This is a genomic window from Limisphaerales bacterium, assembly GCA_014382585.1.
In the GTDB taxonomy this organism is placed as follows: Bacteria; Verrucomicrobiota; Verrucomicrobiia; order Limisphaerales; family UBA1100; genus JACNJL01.
Window position 1 is genome coordinate 50,582 of sequence record JACNJL010000043.1, and the last position, 25,878, is coordinate 76,459.

Consider the following 25,878-nt stretch of genomic DNA (forward strand, 5'->3'; position numbering starts at 1 on the left):
CATTCGGGCATCCCTGCGGGCGCATGGCGTTTGAGTTCACATTTTTGGGGACGGGTACTTCGCAGGGGGTACCGGTGATTGGGAAGGAGTATCCGCCGGAGTTTTTGGCAAACCCCAAGAATCATCGGCTGAGGAGTTCGATTTATGTGGTCACTGATGAAGTGAAACTGGTAGTGGACACGACACCGGATTTTCGTACGCAATGTTTGCGCGAAAACATTCGCTGGCTGGACGCGGTGCTGGTGACGCATGCGCACACTGACCACATCATGGGCATGGATGATTGCCGGCGGTTTTGTGATCTCCGAAAAGGGTCGCTGCCCATTTATGCGAACGCGACGACAATGGGCCACTTGCGCCGCGTGCACGCACATTCGTTTCACGACGGCGAAATGAAGAAGGGGTATTTTAAGCCGGAACAAAATGTCGTCGACGGGCCGTTTGAAATTGGCGATCTGCGCATCACGCCGGTGGATTTGCCACACGGCGATATGGGGTCCACGGGCTATTTGTTCGAACAGGGCGGAGAGAAGAAGCTGGCTTACCTCACCGATGCCAAGGCCGTACCGAAGGAAGTGGTGCAGGCGGTAAAGGGCGTGGAGGTTGCCGTACTCGATGCCTTGCGACCGGAGGAACATTGGACCCACATGAGCACGAGAGAGGCACTAGCGGCCGCCGAACAGATTGGCCCGAGGGAAACGATTTTCACACATCTGACTCACTACTATGACCACGATATCGATCAGGCCAAGCTGCCGGAAGGCGTGCGGTTGGCGTGGGATGGGTTGAGGGTGGTATCCAATTCTCAATGACCAAATCCCAAGAACCAATGATCAAGAATCCATTGGGGTTTTGTTGATTGGTTTTTCCTTGGTCGTTGGGTTTTGGGAATTGGTCATTAAAAAACGGCCGCCGATGGCGACCGTTCTGATAAGACTGTATCGGCCGTTTTTCAGGCTCCCATTTCGTCTTCGAAGGAGCCTTCGGAAACCGGGAAGCAAAGTTGGTCGCGGACGTATTGGATGCCTTCGATGGCGGTGGCGTCCGGATCGCGGTAGTTGCTTTCAGTCTCAGCGATAAGCGGGGCGGTTTCGGTGCCCATAATCTTATTGTAACGGGCGGGGTAGCCGATGTTGATGAGCGTTTCCACGTAGCGCACCATGTTGAGATCGCCACTGCCGAGGTCGGTGAACTGCATGGCCCGGTTGCGCCAGTTGCCGTCCATGCGGCGTAAGGGCACGTTCGGGCGAACGACGAAATTCTTCACGTGGCAGGCGTACACACGATCTTTCACGGCCGCGTGAGTGAAACGCGTTTCCCAATCTTCGCCTTCCCAGCAATGGGAGGGATCAGCGTTGACGGTGAGGGTTTTATCGCCATCACAAATTTTCACCAGATGGCCAAACTCCTCCGCGCACATGGCGGCGGTGCCGGGGTGAATCTCGTGGGCGAGATAAATGCCGAGGCTGTTGGCGTGAGCGCGAATCTTGGCGGTCTTGTTCACGAACCGCTCATCGCCTTCCTTGTTGAGATCGCCGCCGTCCGGGGAGGTCCAGAATCCCCACGGATAACCCGTGGCCAATTCCCAGCCGTGGGAAACGCCCCAAAACATCGGTAGAATCTTGATGCCCAACTCGGCGCAGAGATCCATCATGCGGAGCAGGTAATCCTCGTACCATTGCTCCAGCTCTTCCGGGCTTTTATCCTGATTTTGCCCGTGGATAAACGCATGGCCACTCTTGGTGCCGGTCCAAGCGCTGGTGTGTACCCAGAACGCGCAGTGGCCGCTGACGCCGTCGAGCTTGAGGCCGTTTTTCTCAAACGCTTCTTTGATGTCGGAGGCGCTGCGAAATTTCGAGCCATCGGAGCCGTCCTCCTCCAACATATAATTGCTCGGCTGCGCGCCCGCGGCACCGGCTTCTTTGGCGAACTTCAGAAAGCCATCGAGTCCCTTGCCGCCGTGCTGGGCGCCTTCAATACTGCTGTGGTAGATAGGTTTAGCCATAAGAATCCTTGAATAGGGTTATTGGGTGGCGAAAAGTACCGAGAAAAACCCGAGAAGGCAACCTGAATTCGGCACCGGAAAAATCAGCGTTTTTGCTGTTTCGCGCGCTGTTCCTGCTGGAATTTCTGCAGGGCCTTGCGGGATTCGACCGCGCGCATGGAAATCCATGTGTGCCAGCCTTTTTCGAGTAACGGGATGCCGCCCTGCCAGTGGCGGTTGATGGCCTGAGCAAATTCCTGTTCCATTTTGCCTATGAGCCCGCGGGCGCGTTGCACTTTGGGATCGTTGATGATGGCACCCAAAAACCGCATCGCCTGGCCATTTGGATCGGCCTTGATGAAGAAATCAAAAACCGACCATCCCACATCGTAGCCCTGGCCGATGTTGCCCTTAAACATTTTATCCCAATCTTCGTATTCCTTTGTGAGCAGATAAGTTTGCAAGCGGGGCAGTTGGCCCTTGCGCCGCATTTCGTCGAGCCGAATCCAGCGCATGTGTTGGTCGTTGCGCAGGCCGTTGCTTTTGAGCAGCCACGCGGGTGCTTCGCCAAACCAATCGGCACTGCCTTCGATCATCCAGAAGGGCAACTGGCCGTACATCTCGTCCATGATCGCGTGGCAGCTTTCGTGCAGCAGCGTGGGCACCAGTCGCCACCTGAGATGAGCCTGTTGTTTCCAGGTGACAATTTCCCGCGCACTGGGGCTGAAATAGCCGAGGATGCCTTTGGTCACGTTTTTTTTGTAGCGCAGGCGTGAGTAAGTTTGGTAGTCCTCGAATGTTTCAAAAATCCGAAATCGCACATTAAAATTGCGACCGACTTTGCGTGGAGAAAAAACCGTTTCATGCGCCGTGATTAGCTTGGCGATACCAAAGTTCAGGGCATTCACCATGGGTGCATCGAGTTTGAATTTGTGAACCGCAAATTGCGCATGGCCACCGGAGGCCTTGAAATCGCGACCTTGGAACATTTCGCGCGTGAGTTCCAGCGCAGTGACCGCGGGCACTATGCTCATCATCAGCGCCAGAAAGCCGGTGCGTTGGAGTTGGAACAGTCTGGAAAAAGTCATCTGATTTGTTGCACCCCTCACGAGTCAATATGCACCTGTTTGGGGAGTTTGTAAAGAGCGGGTTGTGCGCAAATCGCGGGATTGCCGTGCGCGATCTTCGTCGTCACAATGCGCCTGCCGTAACCAAGATGGAAACTTTTTTCGACACCCACGCCCATTTAACTTTCCCTGATTTTGAGAGGGATATTTCTGGGCTGCTCCAACGCGCCGCCGCTGCGGGCATCACGCGCATCATCACCATCGGTACCGATCTCGAAAGCAGCCAACGCGCCGTGGCTCTCGCCGAGGCACACGCGCCGGTGTACGCCGTGGTGGGCTGGCATCCCAATGATCTCGCCGAAGCGCCCGAAGATGTGCGGCCCGAATTGCGCGAGCTGTGTGCGCATCCCAAAGTGGTGGCCATCGGCGAAACGGGCATCGACCATTTTCAGCTGCCCAGCACCAACGGCGGTACCGAGGCAGAAGATGTCATTTGGAAGGCTCGCCAAGTGAACATCTTCCGCCAGCAACTTGAGTTGGCCGCGGAATTAAAACTCAACGCCGTGATTCATCAACGCGCCGCGCTGGAGCCCACGCTGGAAATTTTTGAGGAATTCGCTGACCGCGTGCGGGGGCAGTTTCATTGTTTCGTGGATGACGCGGCGAGTATGCGGCGCATTCTTGACCTCGGCTCGCTGGTGAGCTTCACCGGCATTGTGACCTTTAAGAACGCGCAGGAAGTGCGCAACACTGTCGAGGCCACGCCACTCGATCAATTGATGGTGGAGACTGACAGCCCCTTTCTCGCGCCAATGCCCTTTCGCGGCAAACGCTGCGAGCCCGCGTACACGCGCCACACCGCCGAGCGCGTGGCGGAAGTGAAGGGCGTGTCGCTGATTGAATTGAGCGAAGCCACCTGCGCGACGGCTCACACTTTTTTTCCGAAGCTGGGTTAGTGCAGCAAGCTCGCTACGTGTTCCGGCGTGAGCGCGTGGCTCAATCCGTAGGCGATCGCCAAGGCCACGATGGGGGCGAAATCCATCTTGCGTGTTTCCCACGGCAGAATGCGCAGGGGCGCGAGGAGGCGCTTGCCGGATTCATCCACGGTTTTCCAAACAGTCTGTTCGCCGAAATACACAAAGCAGTTCAATAAATATAACGCGAGCAGCACCATGATTAAATAAATCATTGCCCGCAAATCCAGCAGCACCAGTAGAGGGAGATGGTTTGTGGGGATGTTGATTGCCTCTAGCGATTCAATCCAGCTTGCCTCGACAAATCGAAATCCAACGGCGAGCGCCAAGACTCCCAACCATTGCGCGGGCACCGGCAACCCGCCCGGCCATCCGAATTGCGCTATGAGAAATTCGCGCCATTGACCGGTGACCTCGGAGCGCGGTTGCACTGTGCTCAGCAGCGCGAGGCAAAAATACAGTGCCGCCAGCCAGTGCGCGAAGCTGAGCGCCGAGTAGGCCAACGCGTGCGGAAGCGAATCGCTTTTAAAGGGGTGAAATACGTCAAGTAAGTTGAGGTGCGGATACCAATCCAGTCCCGGGCCGAATTGATTGTAAAAAACCGCGCGCCCGCCCAGCAACGCCAGCAGCACGAGCAGGTAAATCCAAGAATGCCGATACACCGGGCCTTGGCGGGGCGTGGGGCCGGCGAGGTTGCGCGGGGGTTGGCTGCGCGGCATCGTGCCTGTCCGCCAACTGACCCACAGTAAGAGCCCGGCGAGATTCAGGATTCCATGCAGCCAGTCCATGCGTTCATCCGGCGCGGGGGCTACATCATTTTCAGTAGCGTGTCGGCCATTTCCGAGGGCGTTTCGGCCACGCCGATGCCCGCTTCGCGGAAGGCTTCCTGTTTGGCTTCGGCGGTGCCTTTGCCGCCACTGACGATCGCGCCCGCGTGACCCATGCGGCGTCCGGGAGGCGCGGTGGCACCGGCGATAAATCCGGCGATGGGTTTGGTGCAATGTGCTTTGGCCCACGCGGCGGCTTCTTCTTCAGCGGTGCCGCCGATTTCGCCGATCATAATGATGCCCGTGGTTTCGGGGTCATCATTGAAAAGTTTTAACACATCGAGATGCGTCATCCCCGGCACGGGATCGCCACCAATGCCCACGCAGGTGGATTGCCCCACACCGCGGCTGGTGAGCTGCCACACCGCCTCGTAAGTGAGCGTGCCGCTGCGGGAGACGACGCCGATGTTTCCCTTTTTGTGAATGTACCCCGGTGCAATGCCAATGCGACAACCGCCGTGCGAATCCTCGCCCTCGCCGGGTGTCACCACGCCGGGGCAGTTAGGGCCGAGCAACGTGGTGGAGCTGTCTTTCAACGCCTCTTTTACCGAAATCATATCGCGCACCGGAATGCCCTCGGTGATACAGACCACCAAATCCAATCCCGCCGCCGCCCCCTCAAGAATGGCATCGGCCGCAAAAGGCGGCGGCACAAAAACCGCACTCGCCGTGGCTCCGGTTTCGGCCATCGCTTCGGCTACGCTGTCAAAAATAGGAACCGTGTCGGCAAACATTTGTCCGCCCTTGCCGGGCGTGACGCCGGCCACGAGCTGGGAGCCGTAGTCGAGGCTCAGCTGCGCGTGTCGACCGCCAAAGCCACCGGTGATGCCTTGGATGAGAAATTTGGTGTCGGGTTTTACGAGAATGGACATAGGAATTATCTTACTGCGGCTACCGCTTTTTCGGCGGCTTCCGACAGGCTTTCAGCAGTGATGAGCGTTAGCCCTGATGCGGCGAGGGTGGCGCGGCCGGCTTCGACGTTGTTGCCTTCGAGGCGCACTATGAGTGGGAGTGTAAGTTGGGTTTCCTGCACGGCGGCGACGATGCCTTCGGCGATGGTGTTGCAATTCATAATGCCGCCAAAAATGTTTACAAGGATGGCTTGTACGTTGGGGTCGCCCACGATGATTTCGAAGGCGGCTTTCACCTGTTCCTTTGTGGCACCGCCGCCGACGTCTAGAAAGTTTGCGGGATCGCCGCCGTAATGTTTGATGGCGTCCATAGTGGCCATCGCGAGGCCGGCGCCGTTGACGAGGCAGGCGATGTTGCCGTCGAGCTTGATGTAGTTGAGGTCGTGCTCGCCGGCCTCTACTTCGAGTGGGTCTTCCTCGGATAGATCGCGCATCGCGACGATGTCCGGATGGCGAAAGAGCGCGTTGCTGTCGATGGACATTTTGGCGTCCAGCGCCACCACCGCTTCGGTGTCGTCTTCATTCGCGATGTGCGCCAATGGATTGATTTCCAGCATCGAGGCATCGCAATCGTGCCACGTGTTATAGAGCGCTTGCAACAATCCGGCGGTTTGCCCGATGAGGCGACCGCGCAGCCCCAGCGCGATGGCAACCTTGCGGCCTTGGTGCGGTTGCAATCCCAGCGCGGGGTCAACGACTTCTTTGATGATTTTCTCGGGTGTCTTATCCGCCACCTCTTCGATGTCCATGCCGCCCTCGGCGCTGGCCATGACGATGGGTTTGCCCAGCGCGCGGTCGAGCAGCACGGCCACGTAAAATTCACTTTTGATTTCCTGTGCGGAAGTGATCAACAACCGGTTGACTTGTTTGCCCGCCTCGCCGGTTTGTTTGGTGACCAACACGTTGCCGAGCATTGCCTCGGCCTTGACGGTGGCATCCTCCACGCTATCGGCCAAATGTACCCCGCCTTTGAAGCCGTCTTTAAATGTGCCTTTGCCACGGCCGCCGGCGTGGATTTGGGATTTTACGACCACCCGTGCGTTGCCCGCGTCAAAAAGTTTCGCAATGGCCGCCTTGGCTTCGTCGAGGTTGGTGGCCGGTTCGCCCGGCGGCACTTTCACGCCGTGGCGTTCCATTAATTGTTTGGCCTGATATTCGTGGAGATTCATAGGTAAAAAACAGCGCCCCTGCTATGCGACAGGGGCGGGAGTGTGGCAAGAAATTTGTGTGTTCGCCAAAGTGCCGGTTAACGTTGGCTCAAGGCGACCCATGCCTTGCCATCGTCACCAGCGTATTGGGCGCGAGGGCGAATAAGGCGGTTGCCGTCGAGATGTTCGAGGACGTGGGCGGTCCAGCCTGCCGTGCGCGCAATGGCAAAGATGGGGGTGAATAAATCGGTCGGAATGCCGAGGCTGTAATAGACGGTGGCAGAATAAAAATCGACGTTGGCGTTGAGGTTCTTTTTCTCAAGCATCAATTCGGCGATGCGCTCGCTCATTTGGATCCACTTGGGTTCGCCCAATTCTTTGGTGAGTTTTTGCGCCATCCGCTTGAGGTGCGGCGCGCGGGGGTCGAGCGTGGTGTAAACGCGATGGCCAATGCCCATGATTTTGCGTTTGTGCGTGAGGCAATCTTCAACGTAGGCGTCTACTTGATCCAATTCACCAATCTCGTGCAGCATTTTAATGACGCCTTCGTTGGCACCGCCGTGGAGCGGTCCTTTCAACGTGCCGATGGCGCTGGTGATGGCACTGTACACATCGCTGAGCGTGGCGATCGTCACACGGCTGCTGAAGGTGCTGGCGTTGAAGCCGTGGTCGGCGTGGAGGATGTAGCAAATATCAATGGTGCGCTCCATGTCGGCACTGGGTTTTTCGCCATTGATGAGCCAGAGAAAGTTTGCGGCTTCGCCAAGCGAAGGATCGGAGGCGAGTAATTCCTTGCCTTGCCGTTGCCGGTGAAAGGTGGCGATGAGAACCGGGATTTGCGCGATGAGGGTTAAGGATTTTTCGCGCGCGAGGGCGATGTTTTCACCCGTTTCGGGCTCGGCATCGTAGCAGCCCAACGCACTGACGGCGGTGCGCAGCACGTGCATCGGCGCGGCCTCAGCGGGCATCGCACTGATGAGGTCGATGACGCCCTGCGGGATTTCGCGTCGGCAGGCGAGGTCTTGTTTCAGCGTAGCGAGTTCGTCCGGAGTGGGCAGGCGATTGTGGTACAGCAAATGAATGACTTCTTCAAACGAGGCGTTTTCCGCAAGGTCATTGATGTTGTAGCCGCAATAAACCAACTCGCCGAGATCGCCGCGCACGTCGCTCAGTTCCGTTTCGGCGGCCACCACGCCAGCCATTCCTTTGTCGATCGGTTCCGCTGTCATTCCTGATTCGCTCATTGTCATAGCTATTTGCTCCCAAAAACAGGGGGTTGAGGTCGGGGAACTTAAAAAAATCAACCCGTCGCGTCAAGCTTTCCGCAATACCAGAAACAATTCATCACCCACCTGTTTGCGGGATTTTAAGGTGAATTGCGTGGCGTTTTTGAGCGGTGCAAAACCAAGGCCATCGGCGATCGTGGGTGCATCCCGCCCTCCGAATAAACGCGGGCACACCGTGAGGTTTACCTCATCGACCACGCCCGCACGGAAGAGCGAATCATTTAATTGCCCGCCTCCTTCGCAAAGCAGCCGTTTCACGCCCCATTTTTTGCTGAGCCAATCGAGCGCCTGTTTGAAACTAATAGCTTCGGTGCCGCAAATTTCCACCGCGTTGGCTGCGGCCTTCAAATGCGTCAACCGCTTTGGGCTGATGCCTTCGGTGGTGAGCACCAACACAGGCGCGCCTTTGGACCGGAAAATTTTATGGCGCGTATTAACTTGCCCGCTGCCGCTGGCAATGATTCGTAGAGGCGGTTTGGGTTTAGATTTAGGGCCTGGGCCGAGGATGATTTCGGGCTGAGCGTTGAGCGTGCCCGCGCCGGTGAGGATGGCGTCAGCTTGATCGCGCAGGGCGAGCAAATGTGCATGGTCCGCGCGACTGCCGAAACTGGTCACTTCGCGGTTGGCGCTGGCGATTTTGCCATCGGCGGTCATCGCCATATTGATGGAAACGTGCGGACGCATCACAGAATCAACATCGCATCGCCGTAGCTGAAGAAGCGATACTTTTTGCGGATGGCCTCGGCGTACGCTTCGAGCATCCATTGGCGTCCACTCAATTCGCCTGGCACCGCGAAGGCGCTTACCAGCATCAGCAGCGTGGATTGCGGTAAATGAAAATTAGTGAGCAATCCATCCACCACTTTGAACTCGCGTGGCGGATAAATGAAAATATCCGTGCTGCCCGAAGTGGCGGAGAGCGACTCTTGTTGTGCCGCCACACTTTCGAGCACGCGCACGGTGGTGGTGCCCACGGCAATCACGCGCCGCCCTTCAGTTTTGGCAGCATTGATGGCGGCGGCGGTTTTGGCGGGCAAGGTAAAGCGCTCTGAATGCATTCGATGCTCCGCCAATGCCTCCGCTTTCACTGGCGCAAATGTCCCAAGGCCAACGTGCAAGGTCACCGTGTGTGTTTCTACTCCCTGCGCGCGGAGTTGATCAAGGAATGGCTCCGTGAAGTGTAGCCCCGCGGTGGGCGCGGCAATGGAACCGGTGGGTTTGGCGTACACCGTTTGGTAGCGCTCGGCATCTTCACCCGATTTCCCGTGCGTTTCACGGTGGATGTAAGGCGGCAATGGTATTTCGCCGAGGGCATCCAATTCCGCGAGCAAATGATCGGTGCCCTCGAAGTGCAGGCACGCGTGGCCTTCTTCATTTTTTTTCAGCACCTCGGCGGTGAACGGGGTGGGGCGGCCTTGGTTGTCGAGAATTTCGATTTGTGTTTTGGGTGGCAGACGTTTGCCGGGGCGTACCATCGCCCACCACGTGGCATCGGACGCAGGCTCGGTGAGTAGGATTTCCACTGCGCCACCGCCAATTGCTTTGCGTCCGCGCAGGCGGGCAGGGATCACGCGGGAATTGTTCATCACCAGCACATCGCCCGCGCGCAGGAATTGCGGGAGATCGAGGAATTGATGGTGGGCGAAAGTGCCCTCAACCCTCTTTACATTCAGCAAGCGTGAGCCATCACGCGCAGGTGCCGGGTTTTGAGCAATCAACTCAGGGGGTAAACTGAAGTTGAAATCCTCAGTTTTCAGAGGTTTTTCCTGATTTTCCGTGCTCACGGCCGGAATTGAGGCATTTTTTGTGAATAAACGCGAGCCTCAGGCGAATTGGGTGAATAAAAATAACCCAAAAATCCCAACAAAAATGTTGACGAATGTGAATAAGTGTCACTAAAGTGTTGCGCTGTGTGGCGAAGTGGGTTAAAGGTGCATCACGCAAACGATGTCAGACGAAACGGACAACGTGGCAGTTTATTACAATTCGCTCTATCGACATGGAGTGGATGGCAAGCGGCGTGTGCAGGTGCCGGCAAAGTGGCGGCCGTCGCGGCCGGACGTAGAATTTACTTTGATCGTTTGGCCGAAGTCGACGCACGGCCCGTGCTTGCGGGTTTTGCCGCCGGAACAGATGGGCCACTTGATGGCGGATATTAACGCGATGAGCAATGACGACCCAAACAAGGTAGTGCTCAAACGTTTTATCGGAAGCGAGAGCGCGCAAGTGCCGTTGGACAAGGCGGGCCGAATTTGTTTGCCGGAAGAAATGGTGAAGGCGGCCGGCATCAAAAAGGATGCCGTGCTGGTGGGCTTGCTGGATCGTTTTGAAATTTGGAACCCGAACCGATACGGCGCCGTGCGCGGCGAAGATCAAGTGATGGCCGGCGCGGCTTTCACGTTGATGGAGTAACGGCGGGTGAGGATGTGTTCTGCCATTCGGTAGACGCCAAGGAGGTGGGTAACGTGGTGGCCGGGGCAAGGGCCCCGGTCATCGCGGCCCCATTATTAAAATGAGGAAGAATTGGAAAAACCGATGCGGCCTTGCCTTTGTGTTGGCGGCGCTGTGCCTGTCGCCGTTCGGGGCGCGGGCGTTTGTGTTAATCGGGCCTACCAATCCGTCCATTGCATCGGGCGGGCGATTGCAGGCTCCCAATGGCGTGGGCACGGCCACAGTGCCGAATGTGAACATGGATGACCCGATGGGGCGCCCCACGCCGGTGAAGGAGTTTAACCGCTGGAATTATCCGGAGCTTACGTATGCGTTCGACAGCACATTCATTCGATACTTCGGTCACAACGGGATGGCAGCGATCAGTAATGCGTTTACTGTGCTGAATGATTATTTTGAGCCTACGGATAAGGCGTACACAAACGGTGTAAGTTCGTTGAACTTGATCACTGAATTCGACCAGCATTTTTCAACGTGGGAATTCAATCCGTCGGCCAACATTAATAGCGTGACGGATATGGAATCCATTACGTTGGGATTGCTGGTAAACCATTTAGGGCTAGGGAACCCGCATCGTTACTGCTTCGTGATTCACGATGTGATGGGTTATAACACAGCAAATAACGCTGGCACATTTCAGATTTCGATGCGGAATTTTGATCCGTATACCTACCAGCCGACGGCGGTGATTAATGGGGTGTCGCATAGCTACTGGTTATATAATAATAGCCCGGCCAATACGGCTAATATTACGATTTGGGATGCGGTTGAGTACACAATTGGAAATGATAACCAATATAGCGCCATCGCCGCGATTCGGGATGTCATCAACTTCGGCGGGATGCCTTGGCCTTCGGTGGCGCCAACGGTGTTCCGCACGCCGGGCGTTTTCTTTCGTCCGGACTATTCAGGGAATCTCCCGGCCCCTCCAAATGTGGGAGGCAAATCACGTGATCAGCCCCGTCATACGCTAACTTTTGATGACGCGGGTGGGTTGAAATACCTTTACCGCACAAATAACGTGGTGTTCGAGGCGTTGGATGCATCCGTCACGTTGGTGACCCCTGCGAATATGAATCCAGTAACTTCCGCTCAAACTGGAGCCGTGCCGCCAAATTCACCGTTCCTGACACCGCAAAGGCGGGCGATTGTTGGAATTGTGGCCGCTGGTTTTACGCCGGTGGCACCGACAGGGGGAAATATACGGCCAAACCCAACTGGATTGGTAGGTGGTGCGGCTGCCGGGGCTGTATCAGCCAATGCATTACGTGGAGGAATTAACAAAATTAAATTTGTCTATCGGGCATTTGATTCGTTGATTGGCCAGGATTTTCTTCCGTACTCAACAGTGTGGACGGATGTGTTCATCACAAATGCCGTTCAAAATGCAGCGATGGTGCACGGAACGCCTCCTTATTTTTCACAGTTAGTTTCAAGAACAACAACGATCCCGGACATCATTTTTATAGCTAATGATTTGGGGGTGGCGGGCAATACCATTCCAGTAATTTCGCTTCCCGATACAGCGGGGTGGACATCATTAACCGCTCCAAATACTCAACAGGGCAGTGTGGCGGTAATGCAGGGGCCCGGTACAATTTTGAGGCCAGCACCGACGCAATCCATCCAATTTATCTACACAACACGTGCGCCATTCCATCAAGTCGTATGGACAGGTGAGCCTGGTATTGAGGGAAATTTTGTGACGCAATTTCAATGGGGATGGGTCACAAACACGGGCCCTGAAGATTACATAACTTTTCCAGAGTCAGACATTACCCAAATGGAAGCAGTTACGGCACCGTCGGGGACGGTTGCGTCAATCGCGCACATCGATATTTTATCCGGAGTGACTGGGGAAATTCGAACGGACAGCACAATTAATCGGACCCGCGACACAATTTATATTTACGGCTCGAGAACGGATACGGTTACCGAAATCCAAATTTTAGATACGACAGGATTGGTCATCTTACAAAAGATAAATCCGCGGGCTTACATTTTGAGTGATCAGCTCATTAAACTGCCGCCGGGTGTTCTGGGGAGCGTGACAGAAGGCGCGACACGATTGATTCGGTTGATCAATCCGAAAGGTGAAAGTGCATTATATAATTTTGCAACAATTAACGCCGGGTATCCAATTGTTCAAAGTACTCAATACGACGGGCTGCCGTTGAATACCCGAAAAAGTTTGTTGATCCGAGGAAGCGGATTCATCACGGCAGCAGGTGCGGTCGCAAATCAGATCGAGTTCTATGATGATAATAATGTCACGAATTATGAACTTGATACACCCAATTATAATATTATCACGGCACCGGACAATAATGCGAGTGGTAGGAAATGGACCGTGACGGACACGACAATATACATTCCAGCAGATTACTTTTCAGAAAATAATTCAACAGCCTTTGGTTCAGATATAGGGTTGGCAAATACAAGAATTCGTAGTGATGGGAACAATTCAGATGTAACGCGTAATACGTTTGGAAGGAATATACGGGTAACGCGGTCAGATGGTCAGCGGAGTCCGGCGCGACCCAATGCGCATAAATTTACGCACTTGGGTGTGGGTGGCGAACGCGCGGTTACGGGGCAAACTTGGCCGGTGATTAAGGAGGTGTTCACCGTGTCGACGATTCCAACAGGGTTGACTGTTGACGATGGCAACAGGACTTGGACGCGTGGAAATAACGCTGATATATTAACCATTAGAGGGTCTGGGTTGGATTTGGCGCTATCAATTGAGTTCGTTGATGGAAGCGGAAATTTAATTCAATCAACCGATAACAACGGGTTGCCGCCAAGCGCTTTGAGTTTGAGGAATGCGGTTGAGCCAAGCGTGCTTGCTGTCGGAGTTTCGCTGAGGGCCTGGGATGATCCGACGATTGTTGGGGATACCGACGGATTTGAAATTCAAATTACCCCTGTAGATTTTGGTATGAACGGAATATCGCTATTCGATAGTCAAACCGGAACGAATCTCGATGCCAGAAGGCGTGTTGTGATTAGGACCCCATTTGGAACTGCGATCGGCCCTCCGGTCAGTTATCTATTTATTCAAAACTGATGCGTGAAGGATTTCGTTCATTTACCAGTATTAGCCAAAGAAGTGTTGGCAGGGATTCGGCCTCGGGAAAATGGAAGGTATGCCGACGGGACTGTGGGCGGTGGTGGTCATGCTGAAATGATTTTAAAAGCCGGCGCTGGGAGCTGGCTTGGGGGAAGCGATCGGGATGGCGCTGCTGTGGAGGCTGCGTCATCCCGGCTCGCACCCTTCGGTGAAAGGGTTGAGATTCGCCGTGGCAATTATTCGGCGATGAGTGATTGGATTGGGTTAGGCACGCTTGACGGTGTTTTGTTGGATTTGGGAGTGAGTTCGCCGCAATTGGATGAAGCAGGTCGCGGGTTTAGTTTGCAAAACGAAGGACCGCTCGATATGCGAATGGATGACAATCAGAAAGTAACTGCAGCAGATTGGGTCAATGCCCGGTCCGAGTTGGAATTATCCAATTTAATTTATGAGTTAGGCGGAGAAAGGAAATCAAGGAGAATTGCACGGTCAATTGTTCGCCGACGCAAAGTTAAATTATTTGAAACAACAACAGAATTAGCAAATTTAATTGAGCAGGAATGCCCGCGAAGAGGGCAAAAAATTCATCCAGCAACTCGAACTTTTCAAGCATTGCGAATGACGGTAAATAATGAAATTGAAGAGTTGCGAACAGGATTGCCGCGTGTGGCCAGTTTATTGAAACGAGGGGGAAGATTGGCGATCATCACATTTCATTCAGGTGAAGATCGGATTGTGAAACAATTTGGGCGTGAGGAGTCACGTGAATATGACGTGGTGGGTGATGTCGATATCCCGGACCTGCGAGTGCAGCGGCCGGCTCGAATGCGATGGGTAAATCGTCGCGCAATTAGAGCAACTGAGCGTGAGGCAGAAAACAACCCTCGATCAAGAAGTGCACAGTTACGTGTATTAGAAAAACTGGGGGAAATGGAAGGCGAATAATGAACGCAATTCAAAAAAACCTAATGATCAGTTTGATATTGGTGTTGGTGCCGGCAAATGTTCAGTCTGCGATAGGGCCAATTGGCGAAGTATTTACTTTGGGCGGTGATTTGGTGGGCCACCAAAGCAACCCCGAGTTGGATTTTAATTCGAACGGAGGGTTTGCGGTATGGGAACACACATCAAAAAACAGCAATGGAAGTAAAATACTGTTGCAGCCATTAAATGTTTTGATGGAGCAAAATGGCGGGCCAGTCCGGGTGAGTGAATCTACTTCGCGGGATGATGAGGCGCATCCTCAAGTGGCGATGTTGCCAAATGGTGGGGCGGTGATTGTATGGGAAGCGGGCGCACGGAAATCACGGGATGTTTATATCAGGTTTGTCAATCAAAACGGCAACCCCATGGGCGGGACTCAAGTGGTAAATTCATTTACACGCGGTAATCAGGACAGGCCGGATGTGGCAGTAAATCAAAAGGGAGAGGTTTGTGTATGTTGGGAAAGTCAATATCAGGACGGTGCGGGAGACGGGGTTTATGCCAGACGGTTTAATGCGCAGGGAATCAAGGTCGGCGCGGAAATTCAAATGAACCAAACAATTAAATGGAGCCAGTTTAACACTGCCATCGCAGCGCTTAAAGGTGACGGGTTTATGGTTACATGGGTAAATGAAGTCGAGCAAGGCAAGCAGTATGCAATGGCCGGTAATGGCCAATATGGCCAAGCGGGAGGGGGTGAAGAATTGCACCAAGTTAGTGTTTCGTTTATGAGAAGTCAGATTATGGGACGTGGAATAGATGGTCGGGGGAATTTATTGGGCAATGAGTTTAGATTAGATGGCGGCCAGGCAATTTGTGCAAATCCGGATGTGGTTTCAACAGCGGCCGGTGGATTTGCCGTGGCTTGGGAGGAGCTGAATGAAAGTGGGCTAGGCATGGGCCAGGATATTTATACCCGTTCATTTACAGATCAAGGGCAACCATTGGGGCCACGAACATTACATAATCGGTTTGGCGGGGGGGACCAGGTAAGTCCAGCATTGGCGGCGACTGCGGATGGTGTATTGGTGGCATGGGATTGTGGGTCAAATACAAAATCAGGAAGTGAAATTCATGGAAGAATGTTAAAAGGGGGAGCTGAGTTTCGGGTCAACACTCGAGTGATAAACAAACAAAATATGACGGCAGCGGCGGGCAATGGAAACGGGATGTTGATGGTGGCATGGGTAGATGTAATCAGCCCGACAAGTTTTTTATTAAAAGCACAGCGTTATTCAACGAAAAATCCATCCATTGATTTAGCAGCAGGAGCAGATGTCACTGGAGGCGGGCAGGGGCCTAATAAGGTGGTTCTTGCTATAAAGAAAGAGGGTAAAAGTCCGGGTGGTGTAAAAATGGAAGAAAAAAAAGAGGAGGCGGTTGGGAATGTTGTGGTCCAGCACGAGAGTGCAATTGCAGAAGCAGTGAGGACGACACAAGCCTCAGCAAGAGCAGCACAAAATGCCGTAAAGCAAGCGTCCCGCCAAAGCACGCGTAATGTGGGTAACGTGATCAAGCCCCCGTCAGCAGGTGCAATTGCTCGTCCAGTAAACGCCGAAGTAGTCAATAACGGGGGTGGCCAGCAAAACATAAATTCTAAACCGTCAGGAGGGCAATCGGTATTTGGAATGCATACAGTCAGCGGTGGAAGTTCAATGAGAATGAGTGCCGCGGGTCGGCCCACAATCATTCAGCGGCCAACAACACAGAATGTATCAGCTAAAACGGGAACATCTGCAGGGGCAAGGCACAATGCTGCTGGGGTATCTCGGGGTGCGGGTGCACCGATGGCGGGCGGACGGCCGGCCGCTTCAATGGTTACGACTCAAGCAGCGCGCAACGCGTTATTATCGACCGCCAGGAATTATTCGGGGGCGAGGCGGATTGGATCTCTTGGGTCAGCGCCATCAATACGCAACCCAATAACAACTGCAAGAGGAGCAACTTCCTCAGTGAGAAATCGAGCCACCTTTAATACTCAATCGCGGTTATCTTCGGTGCCGGGAACCCGAGGAAATTTTTCACCCGGGACAGTTGTTAGTCAGGGTAATTCACAGCGCCAATTGTTTGCATTCAGAGGTTCGCAGAGTGGTAGCGTGGCGACTCGCGGAACGATAAGTGGGCCGTATAGGGCGACACAAACAACAGTTCAATCACGATTTAATGAGATCCGAAACAGGGCAAACACAGGCAGTGCAGTTGCACAACAAATGCGCAATATCCCTGTACCATCAAAAGTGACATTACAAAATGGCCGAATGAGTTTACGGTTTGATAGCCGGCCGGGAAGTCGGTATGTGGTTCAAACCTCGAACGACCGAAGTAATTGGACAGCAGTGGGTAATCCGAAAGTGGGTACAGGGCGATCAATGTCAGTGCCGTTTCAATCGAATGGACAACGTTTCATCAGGGTGGTACCGCGCGATTAAAAAAGTTGGGGATAACAATGAATCGAAAACGAACAGCAATGTCAGTACGATTTGGGCCTGCGCTCAAGGCGGTGTTAATTTGTCTTGTCACGTGTAGCCTTGGGTTGGGCTATGTGTGGCAGAAAAAACAAATTAACGACCTCGGGGCGCAGATCAAAAAAAACGAAAATAAGCTGGAGGATTTACGGCGGGAGAATAAACGCCGCGGGGACACACTGGCGTACCTGATGAGTCCGCAGGAACTGGATGCCCGGCTACGTCAGTTAGGGTTGGATCTGGAAGTGCCGAGGCCGGAACAAATCGTGGTCTTGGTTGACGCAAAAATCGAGACCGCCCCATCGCGGCCGGTGCGCACTGCCAGTCGTTAATCCGTTTCCTCCAGCCGGGAAAGGTGCATGGAGGGTAAAGATACTACTCAAATTCGCAAAGGCGCACGGCGTTGGCTTTTCTTTTTTGCTGCGGTGATGCTCCTTTCATTCGGAGCGCTCGGCTATCGGTTGGTTGATCTTCAAGTGTTGCGGCACGATGAATTGCAATCATTTGCGCGCGATAACACCATCCGCACGATCATCCGTGAGCCACGCCGGGGTGATATCCGTGATATCCGAGGCAATCTTCTTGCCACGAGTTTATTTGTGAAAACCGTGTGCGCGGATCCTGCTTTGATCGGGCGTTGGCATCCCCAAGTGGCGCATGCGTTGGCACCCATTTTAGATTTAGATGAGCAGGCATTAAGCCAACGCCTTAAACCGCAAATGATGCTTAACGAACAAGGCATCCTTCGCACCAATCGATATGTCGTACTCAAACGCAAAGTACCGCGCGAAGTGTGGGAGCAAGCAGCCGGAGCATTGCGGGACATGGATGTGGGCTTGGATGAAACTAAATTTTCACGGCAACAACATCTTGCGTTCCGGAGTCTTCGCCGTCAATCGGTGTTTGCCGATCGCAAGGAAGGCCAGTTACGTGTGTATCCAGGCAAAAAACACGCCGCGCATGTGCTTGGCTTTGTGGGCGGCGTGAGTCATCGCGGTAAAGAAGGCATCGAGCACGTGCTCGATAGTAAACTGGTGGGCTCGCGTGGATGGCGCGTCACCGAGACCGATTCCCGTAAGCGGGAAGTGGTGGCGTTGCGCCAACAGGATGTTGCGCCGCGCAATGGTTTACACGTAGTGCTTACGATTGATTCCGGCGTGCAACATATCGTTGAAGCTGAACTCGCCAAGGCAATGGCCAAACACCAACCGCTCGGCATTACCGCCATTGTGGTACGCCCCAAGACGGGCGCCATTGTCGCCATGGCAAACTTGCCGGATTTTGATCCAAACAACCCGGGAATTGCAGCCGCCGAAACCCGCCGCAACCGCGCTGTTACTGACACCGCGGAGCCGGGCTCCACATTTAAGATCGTCCCGATCGCAGCTGCGCTCAATGAGCGGATCGTTGGGCTGGCTTCCACGTTCCACTGTGAAAATGGATCCTTTCGATACGCGGGCAAATTGTTGCGTGATCATCACGCGTACGGCAGTCTTACGGTCAAATCTATCATTACCAAATCTTCCAACATCGGTGCCGCCAAAGTGGGGCTTCGTCTCGGGGCGCCGCGTTTGCACGGTTATATGAAGCAGTTTGGGTTTGGGGAACGCTCACGCATCAGTTTGCCCGGAGAAGTGCGCGGCACAGTGCATCCATTAACTAAATGGAACAAACTTTCCATCACCCGTGTGCCGATGGGGCATGAGGTGACTGCCACGCCGTTGCAAATGGCAATGATGATGAGCGCCATCGCGAATGGTGGAAAGTTAATGCGACCGATGGTGATGGATCATTTGGAGGATGATCGCGGGCGGGTGGTGGTGCAATACCATCCTGAACCTGTGCGGCAAGTGGTTTCCCCCGAAGCCGCTCGCGCCACCACGGAGGCGCTTAAAACTGTCCCTCAACCGGGCGGCACCGCCAAACTCGCTGCGTTGCAATATTACACCGTGGCCGGCAAAACCGGTACCGCTCAAAAAGCCGGTCGCGGGGGATATCTGCCCGGCAAATATTATGCCTCCTTCGTAGGGTTTTTCCCGGCAGACGCGCCGGCGTTATGCATCCTTGTTTCGATGGACGAACCGAAGGGCGACTACTACGGCGGACTCACCGCCGCGCCGGTTTTCAAAGCAATCGCCGAACGCACCGCCGGTTACCTTGGCTTGAAGCCGGACCTCGTTCAACAAGGCTCCATGGTTTCCGGCAATAACTCCGAACCGCGTTGAGCCATGACGGGTGCCGAGTTGCTTCATGATTTGCCGTTCGAACTAGTGCGCGGCAGTCTCGAAATCCCCATCATCGGTCTTGCCTACGATTCGCGTCGCGTCACTCCGGGCACGGCCTTCATCACGCTCCCCGGCACGCGCGTCGATGGTCACGATTTCGCTGCGGCCGCGATTCATCAGGGTGCTTCACTCGTCATCACCGGCCGCGCCATGAAGTTGCCCGGCCGAACGACTATTGTTCAAGTGGATAACCCACGCGCGGTGTTGGCGCAATTAGCCGCTCGTTTTCACGGTGAACCCGCGCAACGTCTTCACTTGATTGGCATCACCGGCACCAACGGTAAAACCACCGTCGCCTTCCTCGTGCGCGAACTCCTGCGAGGGCTTGGCCGCCACTGCGGCCTCATTGGAACAGTGGAGTATGATCTCGGCGATCGCGTAATTCCCGCTGCCCGCACCACGCCCGAATCCCTTGAGCTGCACGGATATTTTTCCGGAATGGTTCGTGCCGGATGCGAGATATGCGTGATTGAAATCAGCTCACACGCACTCGAGCAATCCCGAGTGGCGGGACTGAACTTTCAAACCACCGCCTTCACCAACCTCACGCAAGATCACCTCGATTACCATGGTGACATGGAGCGTTACTTTGCCGCGAAGCGCATACTCTTCACCCAACAACCCGTTGAGGGTCAACGCCTCGTTAATGCCGATAGTCCGTACGGCCAACGCCTCGCCAATGAATTTTCCGTCACGACTTTTGGCGAATCAAATTCGGATTTGGATCTGCGTATTTCCCAACTCAATTTAGGCCAGAAAAAAACTCAATTCACCTTGGGCAGCATTGACTTCACTATGCCGCTCATTGGCCGACATAATGTTTCCAACGCTGCCGCCGCTCTGGGCATTGTCCGCGCCATGGGAATTGAAATGGCCGACTGCGTTCCGTTGCTCGCGGCAATGCCCCCGGTGCCCGGCCGGCTCGAGCCCTTGCACGAAGGGCAGCCCTTTGCGGTTTACGTGGATTATGCGCACACGGATGATGCCCTGCGTCAAGTGCTCGTCACGTTGCGGGAAATTACCCCCGGCCGCCTGCGCGTGCTCTTCGGGTGTGGCGGAAATCGCGATACCGGGAAACGTCAGAAAATGGGTGAAGCCGCCGCCGCCTTGGCCGATGATATAATTATCACCACCGACAATCCGCGCCGCGAAAATCCATATCTCATAGCCGAACAAATTGCCGAAGGCTGCCCCGGCAAAAACCGGATTGAGCTCGACCGCGAGCGGGCCATTGACGAAATTTTGCGCGAAGCCAAACCGGGCGACACCGTGCTCATCGCCGGTAAAGGCCACGAAACCTATCAGGAAATTAATGACACCGTGATGCCGTTCGATGACCGTCAAATAGCACGCGCCGTGCTCGCCACTTTAAACAAAGGTTGCTGATGGAGCCGAGATCACTCCAATTCATACTTGATGCCTGCCACGGTGAAGCGCATGGCATCGATCCGGCCACACCTGTTCACCGTGTTTGTACCGACACCCGGAAGCTTCAGCCCGGCGATTTATTCGTAGCTTTGCGCGGGGATAATTTTGATGGAAACCAATTCGCGACCGCCGCCATTGAGGCCGGTGCGGTTGCCGTGGTGGTGGATGCCTCATGCGACGGGCCGTCCTTGGTCGTGCCCGACACCCGCCGCGCGTTCGGGCAATTGGCCGCCGCTCACCGCGCGGAAATGGAAGCGGTTGTGTTCGGCATCGCCGGCTCAAACGGCAAAACATCAACCAAGGAAATGCTCGCTGCAATTCTGCGTGCGCAAATGGAAACCCTTCACAGTGAAGCCAGTTTTAATAATGACGTGGGCGTGCCATCCACGCTGTTAGCCATTGAGCCGAGCCATCGCGCCGCTGTGTTGGAACTGGGCACGAATCATCCCGGCGAGTTGGCGCCCCTTGTTTCGATGGCCGCACCACAATTCGGATTGCTCACCGGAATCGGCCGAGAACACATGGAATTTTTTAAAACGCTCGAAGGCGTGGCCCGGGAGGAGGGCGTGCTGGGCGAATTGTTGCCGGCCGGTGGAAAACTTTTTCTGTATGGCGATGATAAATGGAGTCAATCCATTGCCGAACGCAGCAATGCCCCGGTGATCCGCGTAGGGTTTGCTGAACCAAACGACTGGCGCGTGGGTACCGTGGAAGTGACTGAAAGCGGAACGACATTTGAAGTACACGCACCATCTATCGAGCTCAGTGGAAATTACACCACCCCACTGCTCGGCCGCCATCAGGCCGCCAACGGCACGCTGGCCATCGCGGCGGCGGCGGAGTTGGGTCTTAGTCGAGACGCCATCACGCGTGGCTTGGCCGAATGCCCGGTGTCGGCGATGCGTTTGCAGTTGAGTGAAAAAAACGGCGTGCGCTGGCTGAATGACGCCTACAACGCCAATGCCGATTCAGTGCGCGCCGCGCTGGATACATTGGCCAGCCTGCCAATGAAAGGGAATCGCTTTGCCGTGCTGGGCGATATGGCCGAGCTGGGCAGTCACGCCGAATCTGCGCACCGGGAGGCGGGGGAGCGTGCGGCGAATTGTGTGAATGGGTTGATCGCAGTCGGCGAACAGGCATCGGTCACCACGGCGGCTGCTCGCGAGGCAGGATTGGCTCAGGCCGAAGCCGTGCCGGATATCGGAGCGGCATCTGAGTTGTTACGGAATTGGTTGCAGCCGGGTGACAGCATTTTACTAAAGGCTTCACGCGCCGAGCGATTGGAGCAACTTGAAGAATTGATTTAAGGGAGGATGTTTTATTATTTGAGTCAACTACCGGAATGGCTGGTTGCCAATGGCCATGCCCAGTGGGGCGACTGGCTTTCGCCGCTGCGCGTGTTTCAGTACATCACCTTTCGCGGCGCGGGCGCGGCGGTGACGGCATTGGGGTTATGTTGGCTGCTCGGGCCGATGGTGGTTCGCTGGCTCAAACGCATTGGCGTGCGGCAGGAATATGAAGACCGCGCGCGTGCGGATGGCAAAATGACCGACGGCGTGTCCAAACGCGGCGTGCCGACTATGGGCGGTTTACTCATCGTCGGCGTGATCGATCTCTCGGCTTTACTGTGGGCACAATGGAATCCGCTGGTTACCTTAACGCTGCTCTCAATGTTGGTGCTGTGTCTGTTGGGGTTTTATGACGACTATTCAAAAATCAGCCAGCAAAACAGCGAGGGACTCACGGAAAAAGTAAAGCTCGTCGTTCAGTTTGTCCTCAGCGCAACCATCGCCGTGTATCTGTGGCGGCTGGAAGAAACGCGCCAACTCATCACTGATGTGATGGTGCCATTTCTGAAGGATCCGATTCTATCCGGCCCCTCAGCCACAATGGTGTTTTCGTGGGCAGCGGGAGTGGGCTTGCTCATTACTGTATGTGCGATTATGGGCAGCTCAAATGCGGTGAACTTCACCGACGGCCTGGATGGGCTTGCGGTGGGCAGCGTGCTGATTGTGTCGATGGTGTTTTTTGTGTTCACCTATATCGCGGGACACGCAAAATTTGCCGCCGAATTATACGTGCCGGCGGTGTCCGGCGCGGGCGAACTTTCGGTGGTGTGTGCCGGAATGATGGGCGCGTGTCTTGGGTTTTTGTGGTTCAACTGTTTTCCCGCCCGTGTGTTTATGGGCGACACCGGTTCACTGGCGCTGGGCGGTTCGCTCGGCATCATAGCCGTGCTGATTCACCAACCTTGGGTGCTGGTTATTGCCGGAGGCATTTTCGTACTCGAAGCGGTTTCGGTGATCCTCCAACGCGGCTGGTATAAATGGACGCGCATCCGTACGGGCGAAGGTCGCCGCATATTTTTGAAAGCCCCGTTGCACCATCATTTTCAGGAAAAAGGCTGGCACGAAAATCAAGTGGTGGTGCGCTTTTACATCCTTGGCATATTATTTGCCGTGCTTGCTCTCGCCACGCTGAAACTCCGCTGACCTATGGATTGGGCAGGGAAAAACGCGTGTGTGATCGGGCTTGGCCGCAGCGGCATATCTGCGGCGGAGCTATTGCTGCAACAAGGCGCAACAGTCACCGCAGTGGATAACACGGACACGTGCGTGCTGCAGCAAACCGCTGCTGCCCTCACCGAAAAAGGGGCAACGTGCCGGCTTGGTGTGGATGAGATTCCGGATGCTTTTGATCTTGCCGTGATCAGCCCGGGGGTGCCTTTAGCGTTGCCAATGGTCGCCAGCCTGCGTTCACGCGGCGTTCAAATTTGGGGAGAAATGGAATTAGGCTGGCGATTCACCGAATGCCCTGTCATCGCCATCACTGGCACCAACGGCAAAACCACCACCACCGAATGGGTCGCCTCGCTCCTGAGCCAAGCGCAGTGCCGCACGGTCGCTTCCGGTAATATTGGCACGCCACTTTGCACGGTGGTGAGCCAAACCCGTGAACTTGATGCGGTGACGCTTGAGGTGAGTTCCTTTCAGCTTGAGACCATTGCGGACTTTCGCCCCGCCATTGGAGTGCTGCTCAATCTCGCCCCGGACCATTTAGACCGGCATGGTTCGATGGGAAAATACATTCGCGCCAAAGCGCGTTTGTTTGAAAACCAAAAGCCCATCGATTACGCGATCGTTCAACTCGAAGCCCTGCGCGAATTGGAAAAACTCGATCTATCGCCTCCCTCGAAAATCATTACCTTTAGTGCGACCGATGCCTCCGCTGATTTGCATATGGACCGCCGGTTGCTTGTGAGTCAGTTGCCCGGATGGCCCGGACCGTTACTTGACCTTGATGAATGGGCGATCGACGGCCTGCACAACGCCGAAAATCTGATGGCCACGTTCGCGGTGGGGTATTGCCAGAAAATTTCCGTCGACAAAATTAAAGCCACGATGAGTCGTAGTCACGTCGGGCCGCATCGCTGTGAGATTGTGGCTGAAATTGGAGGCGTGCGATTTGTGAACGACTCGAAAGCCACTAACGTCCACGCCCTATGTGGCGCATTGCAATCAATGCCGACGGGCAATTCACAGAAAAATATTTGGCTGATCGCGGGCGGGCAGGACAAGGGGTTGGATTTTCTCGCGGCCGGCCCGGAAATTGCCCGACGGGTGAAAGGCGCCTTTTTGATCGGTGAGGCACGAGAGCAAATTCTTGGTGATTGGACCCTCTTTTCGCCTTGTAAAACGGTGGCAAATCTGCTAGAAGCAGTGGCAGAAGCAAGGAGGAAAGCTGTTCCCGGAGATGTGGTTTTGCTGTCACCGGCTTGTGCCAGTTTTGATCAATTTGACAGCTATGAACACCGGGGCCGCGAGTTTTGCCAGGCAATCGTCGGGTTAAACACGGGCACCCGAACCGACGATTGAACGTCAGAAGCACTCCGGGAAGTAACCCGAATGGCGTGTGCCTGTTCACACGCTGTCGACAAGTTTTTCACAATGGGTTTGGCGGGCTACCCTCCTTGCTGTTAACTAATGCCTCGCCTTCGGGCGTGGGAGACAAGGAGGTGTTGACCCGATGACCGGGTTTCCACAAATCAACAGGAGGGTGTTATTATGAAGGAAACCAATCCAATTATTCCGCCGGGATTAAACTTTGAGGGCGTGAGCCGCGGGCGATCCAACATGCGTATGGCAGTCATCGTTGTGGTGCTGTTGCACGTGGCACTGTTTACCGGCATTTTGTTTAATGCCTGCAAACAAAAAGATGAGGCTGCCGAAGGCCCTAAATCCACCGCCGAGCAAATGGCAGAAATCGCCGGCCCGGCGCCCCAGCCTAAAAACGAGTCGATGCCCGATCCGGTGGTGACTCCGCCGATCGGAAGCGGAGGATTCAATGGCGATCCCATTCCCGCACCGGTGGCCTCACTGCCCATCTCCGCACCGCCCATTGGCGTTACTCCAACGGGTTTGGCAAACACAGGTGTGCCTCAGCCCGTTCACTCAGCGATTCCCTCGCCAATTCCGCCCGCACCGGTCACCGGCACAGTCGAGCATGTCGTGACCAAGGGGGACTCCTTTTATTCCATCGGCAAAAAATATGGCGTGGGAATGAATGCCGTGTCGAAGGCTAATCCGAATATCGTTCCCACCCGATTACGCATCGGACAGAAAATCATCATCCCCGCTGCGACACCAAAGCCATTGGCTGCGCTGCCCCCGGCCAACAGTGTGCCCGATGCGCCCAACACGTACACCGTGAAAAAGGGTGACACGCTTGGCCACATTGCACTTAAACATCGCACCAAAGTTGCCAACCTAAAATCGATGAACGGATTGACATCTGATTTCCTTAAGATCGGCCAAAAACTCACCGTACCCATGAGAGCATCCGCACCCGCATTGCCGACGCCAATTCCGTCCGCACCCCCGGCGTTGTCGCCAACCACCGGATTGCCGATCAGCGTGCCCGTGGTACCCGAAGCGGTTGGGCCACCGAGCAGTAGTGTGGCACCTCCTCCGCCCGCGGAGTAAGGCTGGCCAGCCG

At 54.9% G+C, this 25,878-nt stretch carries 21 protein-coding genes; 13 read left to right on the forward strand and 8 right to left on the reverse strand.

The genetic code is table 11. The features are described from left to right. Positions 1–23 precede the first annotated feature (23 nt). The gene (locus H8E27_09475; protein MBC8325840.1) at positions 24–812 is read left to right on the forward strand and encodes an MBL fold metallo-hydrolase; all 789 of its coding nucleotides are present in this window, start codon (positions 24–26) and stop codon (positions 810–812) included. 140 nt (positions 813–952) lie between these two features. Here H8E27_09475 and H8E27_09480 read toward each other — a convergent pair whose 3' ends face one another. Both H8E27_09480 and H8E27_09485 read right to left on the reverse strand, forming a co-directional pair. Further along, on the reverse strand, positions 953–2,005 hold the full coding sequence (locus H8E27_09480; protein ID MBC8325841.1) for a sugar phosphate isomerase/epimerase: 1,053 nt from the start codon (positions 2,003–2,005) through the stop codon (positions 953–955). Positions 2,006–2,088: 83 nt separating this feature from the next. Continuing rightward, complete coding sequence (locus H8E27_09485) at positions 2,089–3,072, reverse strand: hypothetical protein (protein ID MBC8325842.1); 984 nt, start codon at positions 3,070–3,072, stop codon at positions 2,089–2,091. A gap of 128 nt (positions 3,073–3,200) precedes the next feature. Here H8E27_09485 and H8E27_09490 point away from each other — a divergent pair, with 128 nt between their 5' ends. Next, positions 3,201–4,007, forward strand: a complete 807-nt coding sequence (locus H8E27_09490; protein ID MBC8325843.1) for a TatD family hydrolase — start codon at positions 3,201–3,203, stop codon at positions 4,005–4,007. On the opposite strand, the gene H8E27_09495 is transcribed toward H8E27_09490, so the two are convergent. The 6 genes from H8E27_09495 to queA all read right to left on the reverse strand — a co-directional run bounded on the left by H8E27_09495 (position 4,004) and on the right by queA (position 9,954). Beyond that, positions 4,004–4,813, reverse strand: a complete 810-nt coding sequence (locus H8E27_09495) for a hypothetical protein (GenBank protein MBC8325844.1) — start codon at positions 4,811–4,813, stop codon at positions 4,004–4,006. The genes H8E27_09490 and H8E27_09495 overlap by 4 nt on opposite strands. Before the next feature lie 20 nt (positions 4,814–4,833). Then, the gene (sucD, locus tag H8E27_09500; protein ID MBC8325845.1) at positions 4,834–5,724 is read right to left on the reverse strand and encodes a succinate--CoA ligase subunit alpha; all 891 of its coding nucleotides are present in this window, start codon (positions 5,722–5,724) and stop codon (positions 4,834–4,836) included. 5 nt (positions 5,725–5,729) lie between these two features. Then, positions 5,730–6,932, reverse strand: coding sequence for an ADP-forming succinate--CoA ligase subunit beta (gene sucC / locus H8E27_09505; protein MBC8325846.1), 1,203 nt, complete (start codon positions 6,930–6,932; stop codon positions 5,730–5,732). A gap of 77 nt (positions 6,933–7,009) precedes the next feature. Further along, positions 7,010–8,140: a citrate synthase gene (locus H8E27_09510; protein ID MBC8325847.1), complete on the reverse strand. Its 1,131-nt coding sequence runs from the start codon at positions 8,138–8,140 to the stop codon at positions 7,010–7,012. Between the two features lie 84 nt (positions 8,141–8,224). Then, positions 8,225–8,881: a dihydrofolate reductase family protein gene (locus H8E27_09515; protein ID MBC8325848.1), complete on the reverse strand. Its 657-nt coding sequence runs from the start codon at positions 8,879–8,881 to the stop codon at positions 8,225–8,227. Continuing rightward, complete coding sequence (gene queA, locus H8E27_09520; GenBank protein MBC8325849.1) at positions 8,881–9,954, reverse strand: tRNA preQ1(34) S-adenosylmethionine ribosyltransferase-isomerase QueA; 1,074 nt, start codon at positions 9,952–9,954, stop codon at positions 8,881–8,883. The genes H8E27_09515 and queA overlap by 1 nt, the downstream gene beginning before the upstream one ends. Positions 9,955–10,144: 190 nt before the next feature. On the opposite strand from queA, the gene H8E27_09525 reads away from it, so the two are divergent. From H8E27_09525 to H8E27_09575, 11 genes are all read left to right on the forward strand, one after another. After that, complete coding sequence (locus H8E27_09525) at positions 10,145–10,609, forward strand: hypothetical protein (GenBank protein MBC8325850.1); 465 nt, start codon at positions 10,145–10,147, stop codon at positions 10,607–10,609. 100 nt (positions 10,610–10,709) lie between these two features. Next, positions 10,710–13,718, forward strand: a complete 3,009-nt coding sequence (locus tag H8E27_09530) for a hypothetical protein (GenBank protein ID MBC8325851.1) — start codon at positions 10,710–10,712, stop codon at positions 13,716–13,718. 3 nt (positions 13,719–13,721) lie between these two features. Then, on the forward strand, positions 13,722–14,666 hold the full coding sequence (gene rsmH / locus H8E27_09535) for a 16S rRNA (cytosine(1402)-N(4))-methyltransferase RsmH (GenBank protein MBC8325852.1): 945 nt from the start codon (positions 13,722–13,724) through the stop codon (positions 14,664–14,666). 23 nt (positions 14,667–14,689) lie between these two features. After that, complete coding sequence (locus H8E27_09540) at positions 14,690–17,134, forward strand: hypothetical protein (GenBank protein MBC8325853.1); 2,445 nt, start codon at positions 14,690–14,692, stop codon at positions 17,132–17,134. 38 nt (positions 17,135–17,172) lie between these two features. Continuing rightward, complete coding sequence (locus tag H8E27_09545; GenBank protein ID MBC8325854.1) at positions 17,173–17,502, forward strand: hypothetical protein; 330 nt, start codon at positions 17,173–17,175, stop codon at positions 17,500–17,502. Between the two features lie 96 nt (positions 17,503–17,598). Beyond that, complete coding sequence (locus tag H8E27_09550) at positions 17,599–19,395, forward strand: penicillin-binding protein 2 (protein ID MBC8325855.1); 1,797 nt, start codon at positions 17,599–17,601, stop codon at positions 19,393–19,395. Positions 19,396–19,398: 3 nt separating this feature from the next. Continuing rightward, on the forward strand, positions 19,399–20,841 hold the full coding sequence (locus H8E27_09555) for a UDP-N-acetylmuramoyl-L-alanyl-D-glutamate--2,6-diaminopimelate ligase (GenBank protein ID MBC8325856.1): 1,443 nt from the start codon (positions 19,399–19,401) through the stop codon (positions 20,839–20,841). Beyond that, entirely contained in the window at positions 20,841–22,190 is a 1,350-nt protein-coding gene (locus H8E27_09560) for a UDP-N-acetylmuramoyl-tripeptide--D-alanyl-D-alanine ligase (protein MBC8325857.1), read from the forward strand. The genes H8E27_09555 and H8E27_09560 overlap by 1 nt, the downstream gene beginning before the upstream one ends. A 6-nt stretch (positions 22,191–22,196) precedes the next feature. Continuing rightward, entirely contained in the window at positions 22,197–23,375 is a 1,179-nt protein-coding gene (locus H8E27_09565; GenBank protein MBC8325858.1) for a phospho-N-acetylmuramoyl-pentapeptide-transferase, read from the forward strand. Positions 23,376–23,378: 3 nt separating this feature from the next. Next, positions 23,379–24,758, forward strand: coding sequence for a UDP-N-acetylmuramoyl-L-alanine--D-glutamate ligase (gene murD / locus H8E27_09570; GenBank protein MBC8325859.1), 1,380 nt, complete (start codon positions 23,379–23,381; stop codon positions 24,756–24,758). A gap of 264 nt (positions 24,759–25,022) precedes the next feature. Then, on the forward strand, positions 25,023–25,865 hold the full coding sequence (locus H8E27_09575) for a LysM peptidoglycan-binding domain-containing protein (protein ID MBC8325860.1): 843 nt from the start codon (positions 25,023–25,025) through the stop codon (positions 25,863–25,865). Positions 25,866–25,878: the final 13 nt, after the last annotated feature.

What these genes read in the sequence shown, in the direction of transcription:
- H8E27_09475 (MBC8325840.1), top strand. Translation starts at nt 24, where the DNA reads ATGGCGTTTGAGTTCACATTTTTGGGGACGGGTACTTCGCAGGGGGTA.
- H8E27_09480 (MBC8325841.1), bottom strand. Translation starts at nt 2,005, where the DNA reads ATGGCTAAACCTATCTACCACAGCAGTATTGAAGGCGCCCAGCACGGC.
- H8E27_09485 (MBC8325842.1), bottom strand. Translation starts at nt 3,072, where the DNA reads ATGACTTTTTCCAGACTGTTCCAACTCCAACGCACCGGCTTTCTGGCG.
- H8E27_09490 (MBC8325843.1), top strand. Translation starts at nt 3,201, where the DNA reads ATGGAAACTTTTTTCGACACCCACGCCCATTTAACTTTCCCTGATTTT.
- H8E27_09495 (MBC8325844.1), bottom strand. Translation starts at nt 4,813, where the DNA reads ATGGACTGGCTGCATGGAATCCTGAATCTCGCCGGGCTCTTACTGTGG.
- sucD (MBC8325845.1), bottom strand. Translation starts at nt 5,724, where the DNA reads ATGTCCATTCTCGTAAAACCCGACACCAAATTTCTCATCCAAGGCATC.
- sucC (MBC8325846.1), bottom strand. Translation starts at nt 6,932, where the DNA reads ATGAATCTCCACGAATATCAGGCCAAACAATTAATGGAACGCCACGGC.
- H8E27_09510 (MBC8325847.1), bottom strand. Translation starts at nt 8,140, where the DNA reads ATGACAGCGGAACCGATCGACAAAGGAATGGCTGGCGTGGTGGCCGCC.
- H8E27_09515 (MBC8325848.1), bottom strand. Translation starts at nt 8,881, where the DNA reads ATGCGTCCGCACGTTTCCATCAATATGGCGATGACCGCCGATGGCAAA.
- H8E27_09525 (MBC8325850.1), top strand. Translation starts at nt 10,145, where the DNA reads ATGTCAGACGAAACGGACAACGTGGCAGTTTATTACAATTCGCTCTAT.
- H8E27_09530 (MBC8325851.1), top strand. Translation starts at nt 10,710, where the DNA reads ATGAGGAAGAATTGGAAAAACCGATGCGGCCTTGCCTTTGTGTTGGCG.
- H8E27_09540 (MBC8325853.1), top strand. Translation starts at nt 14,690, where the DNA reads ATGATCAGTTTGATATTGGTGTTGGTGCCGGCAAATGTTCAGTCTGCG.
- H8E27_09545 (MBC8325854.1), top strand. Translation starts at nt 17,173, where the DNA reads ATGTCAGTACGATTTGGGCCTGCGCTCAAGGCGGTGTTAATTTGTCTT.
- H8E27_09550 (MBC8325855.1), top strand. Translation starts at nt 17,599, where the DNA reads ATGCTCCTTTCATTCGGAGCGCTCGGCTATCGGTTGGTTGATCTTCAA.
- H8E27_09555 (MBC8325856.1), top strand. Translation starts at nt 19,399, where the DNA reads ATGACGGGTGCCGAGTTGCTTCATGATTTGCCGTTCGAACTAGTGCGC.
- H8E27_09560 (MBC8325857.1), top strand. Translation starts at nt 20,841, where the DNA reads ATGGAGCCGAGATCACTCCAATTCATACTTGATGCCTGCCACGGTGAA.
- H8E27_09565 (MBC8325858.1), top strand. Translation starts at nt 22,197, where the DNA reads ATGTTTTATTATTTGAGTCAACTACCGGAATGGCTGGTTGCCAATGGC.
- murD (MBC8325859.1), top strand. Translation starts at nt 23,379, where the DNA reads ATGGATTGGGCAGGGAAAAACGCGTGTGTGATCGGGCTTGGCCGCAGC.
- H8E27_09575 (MBC8325860.1), top strand. Translation starts at nt 25,023, where the DNA reads ATGGCAGTCATCGTTGTGGTGCTGTTGCACGTGGCACTGTTTACCGGC.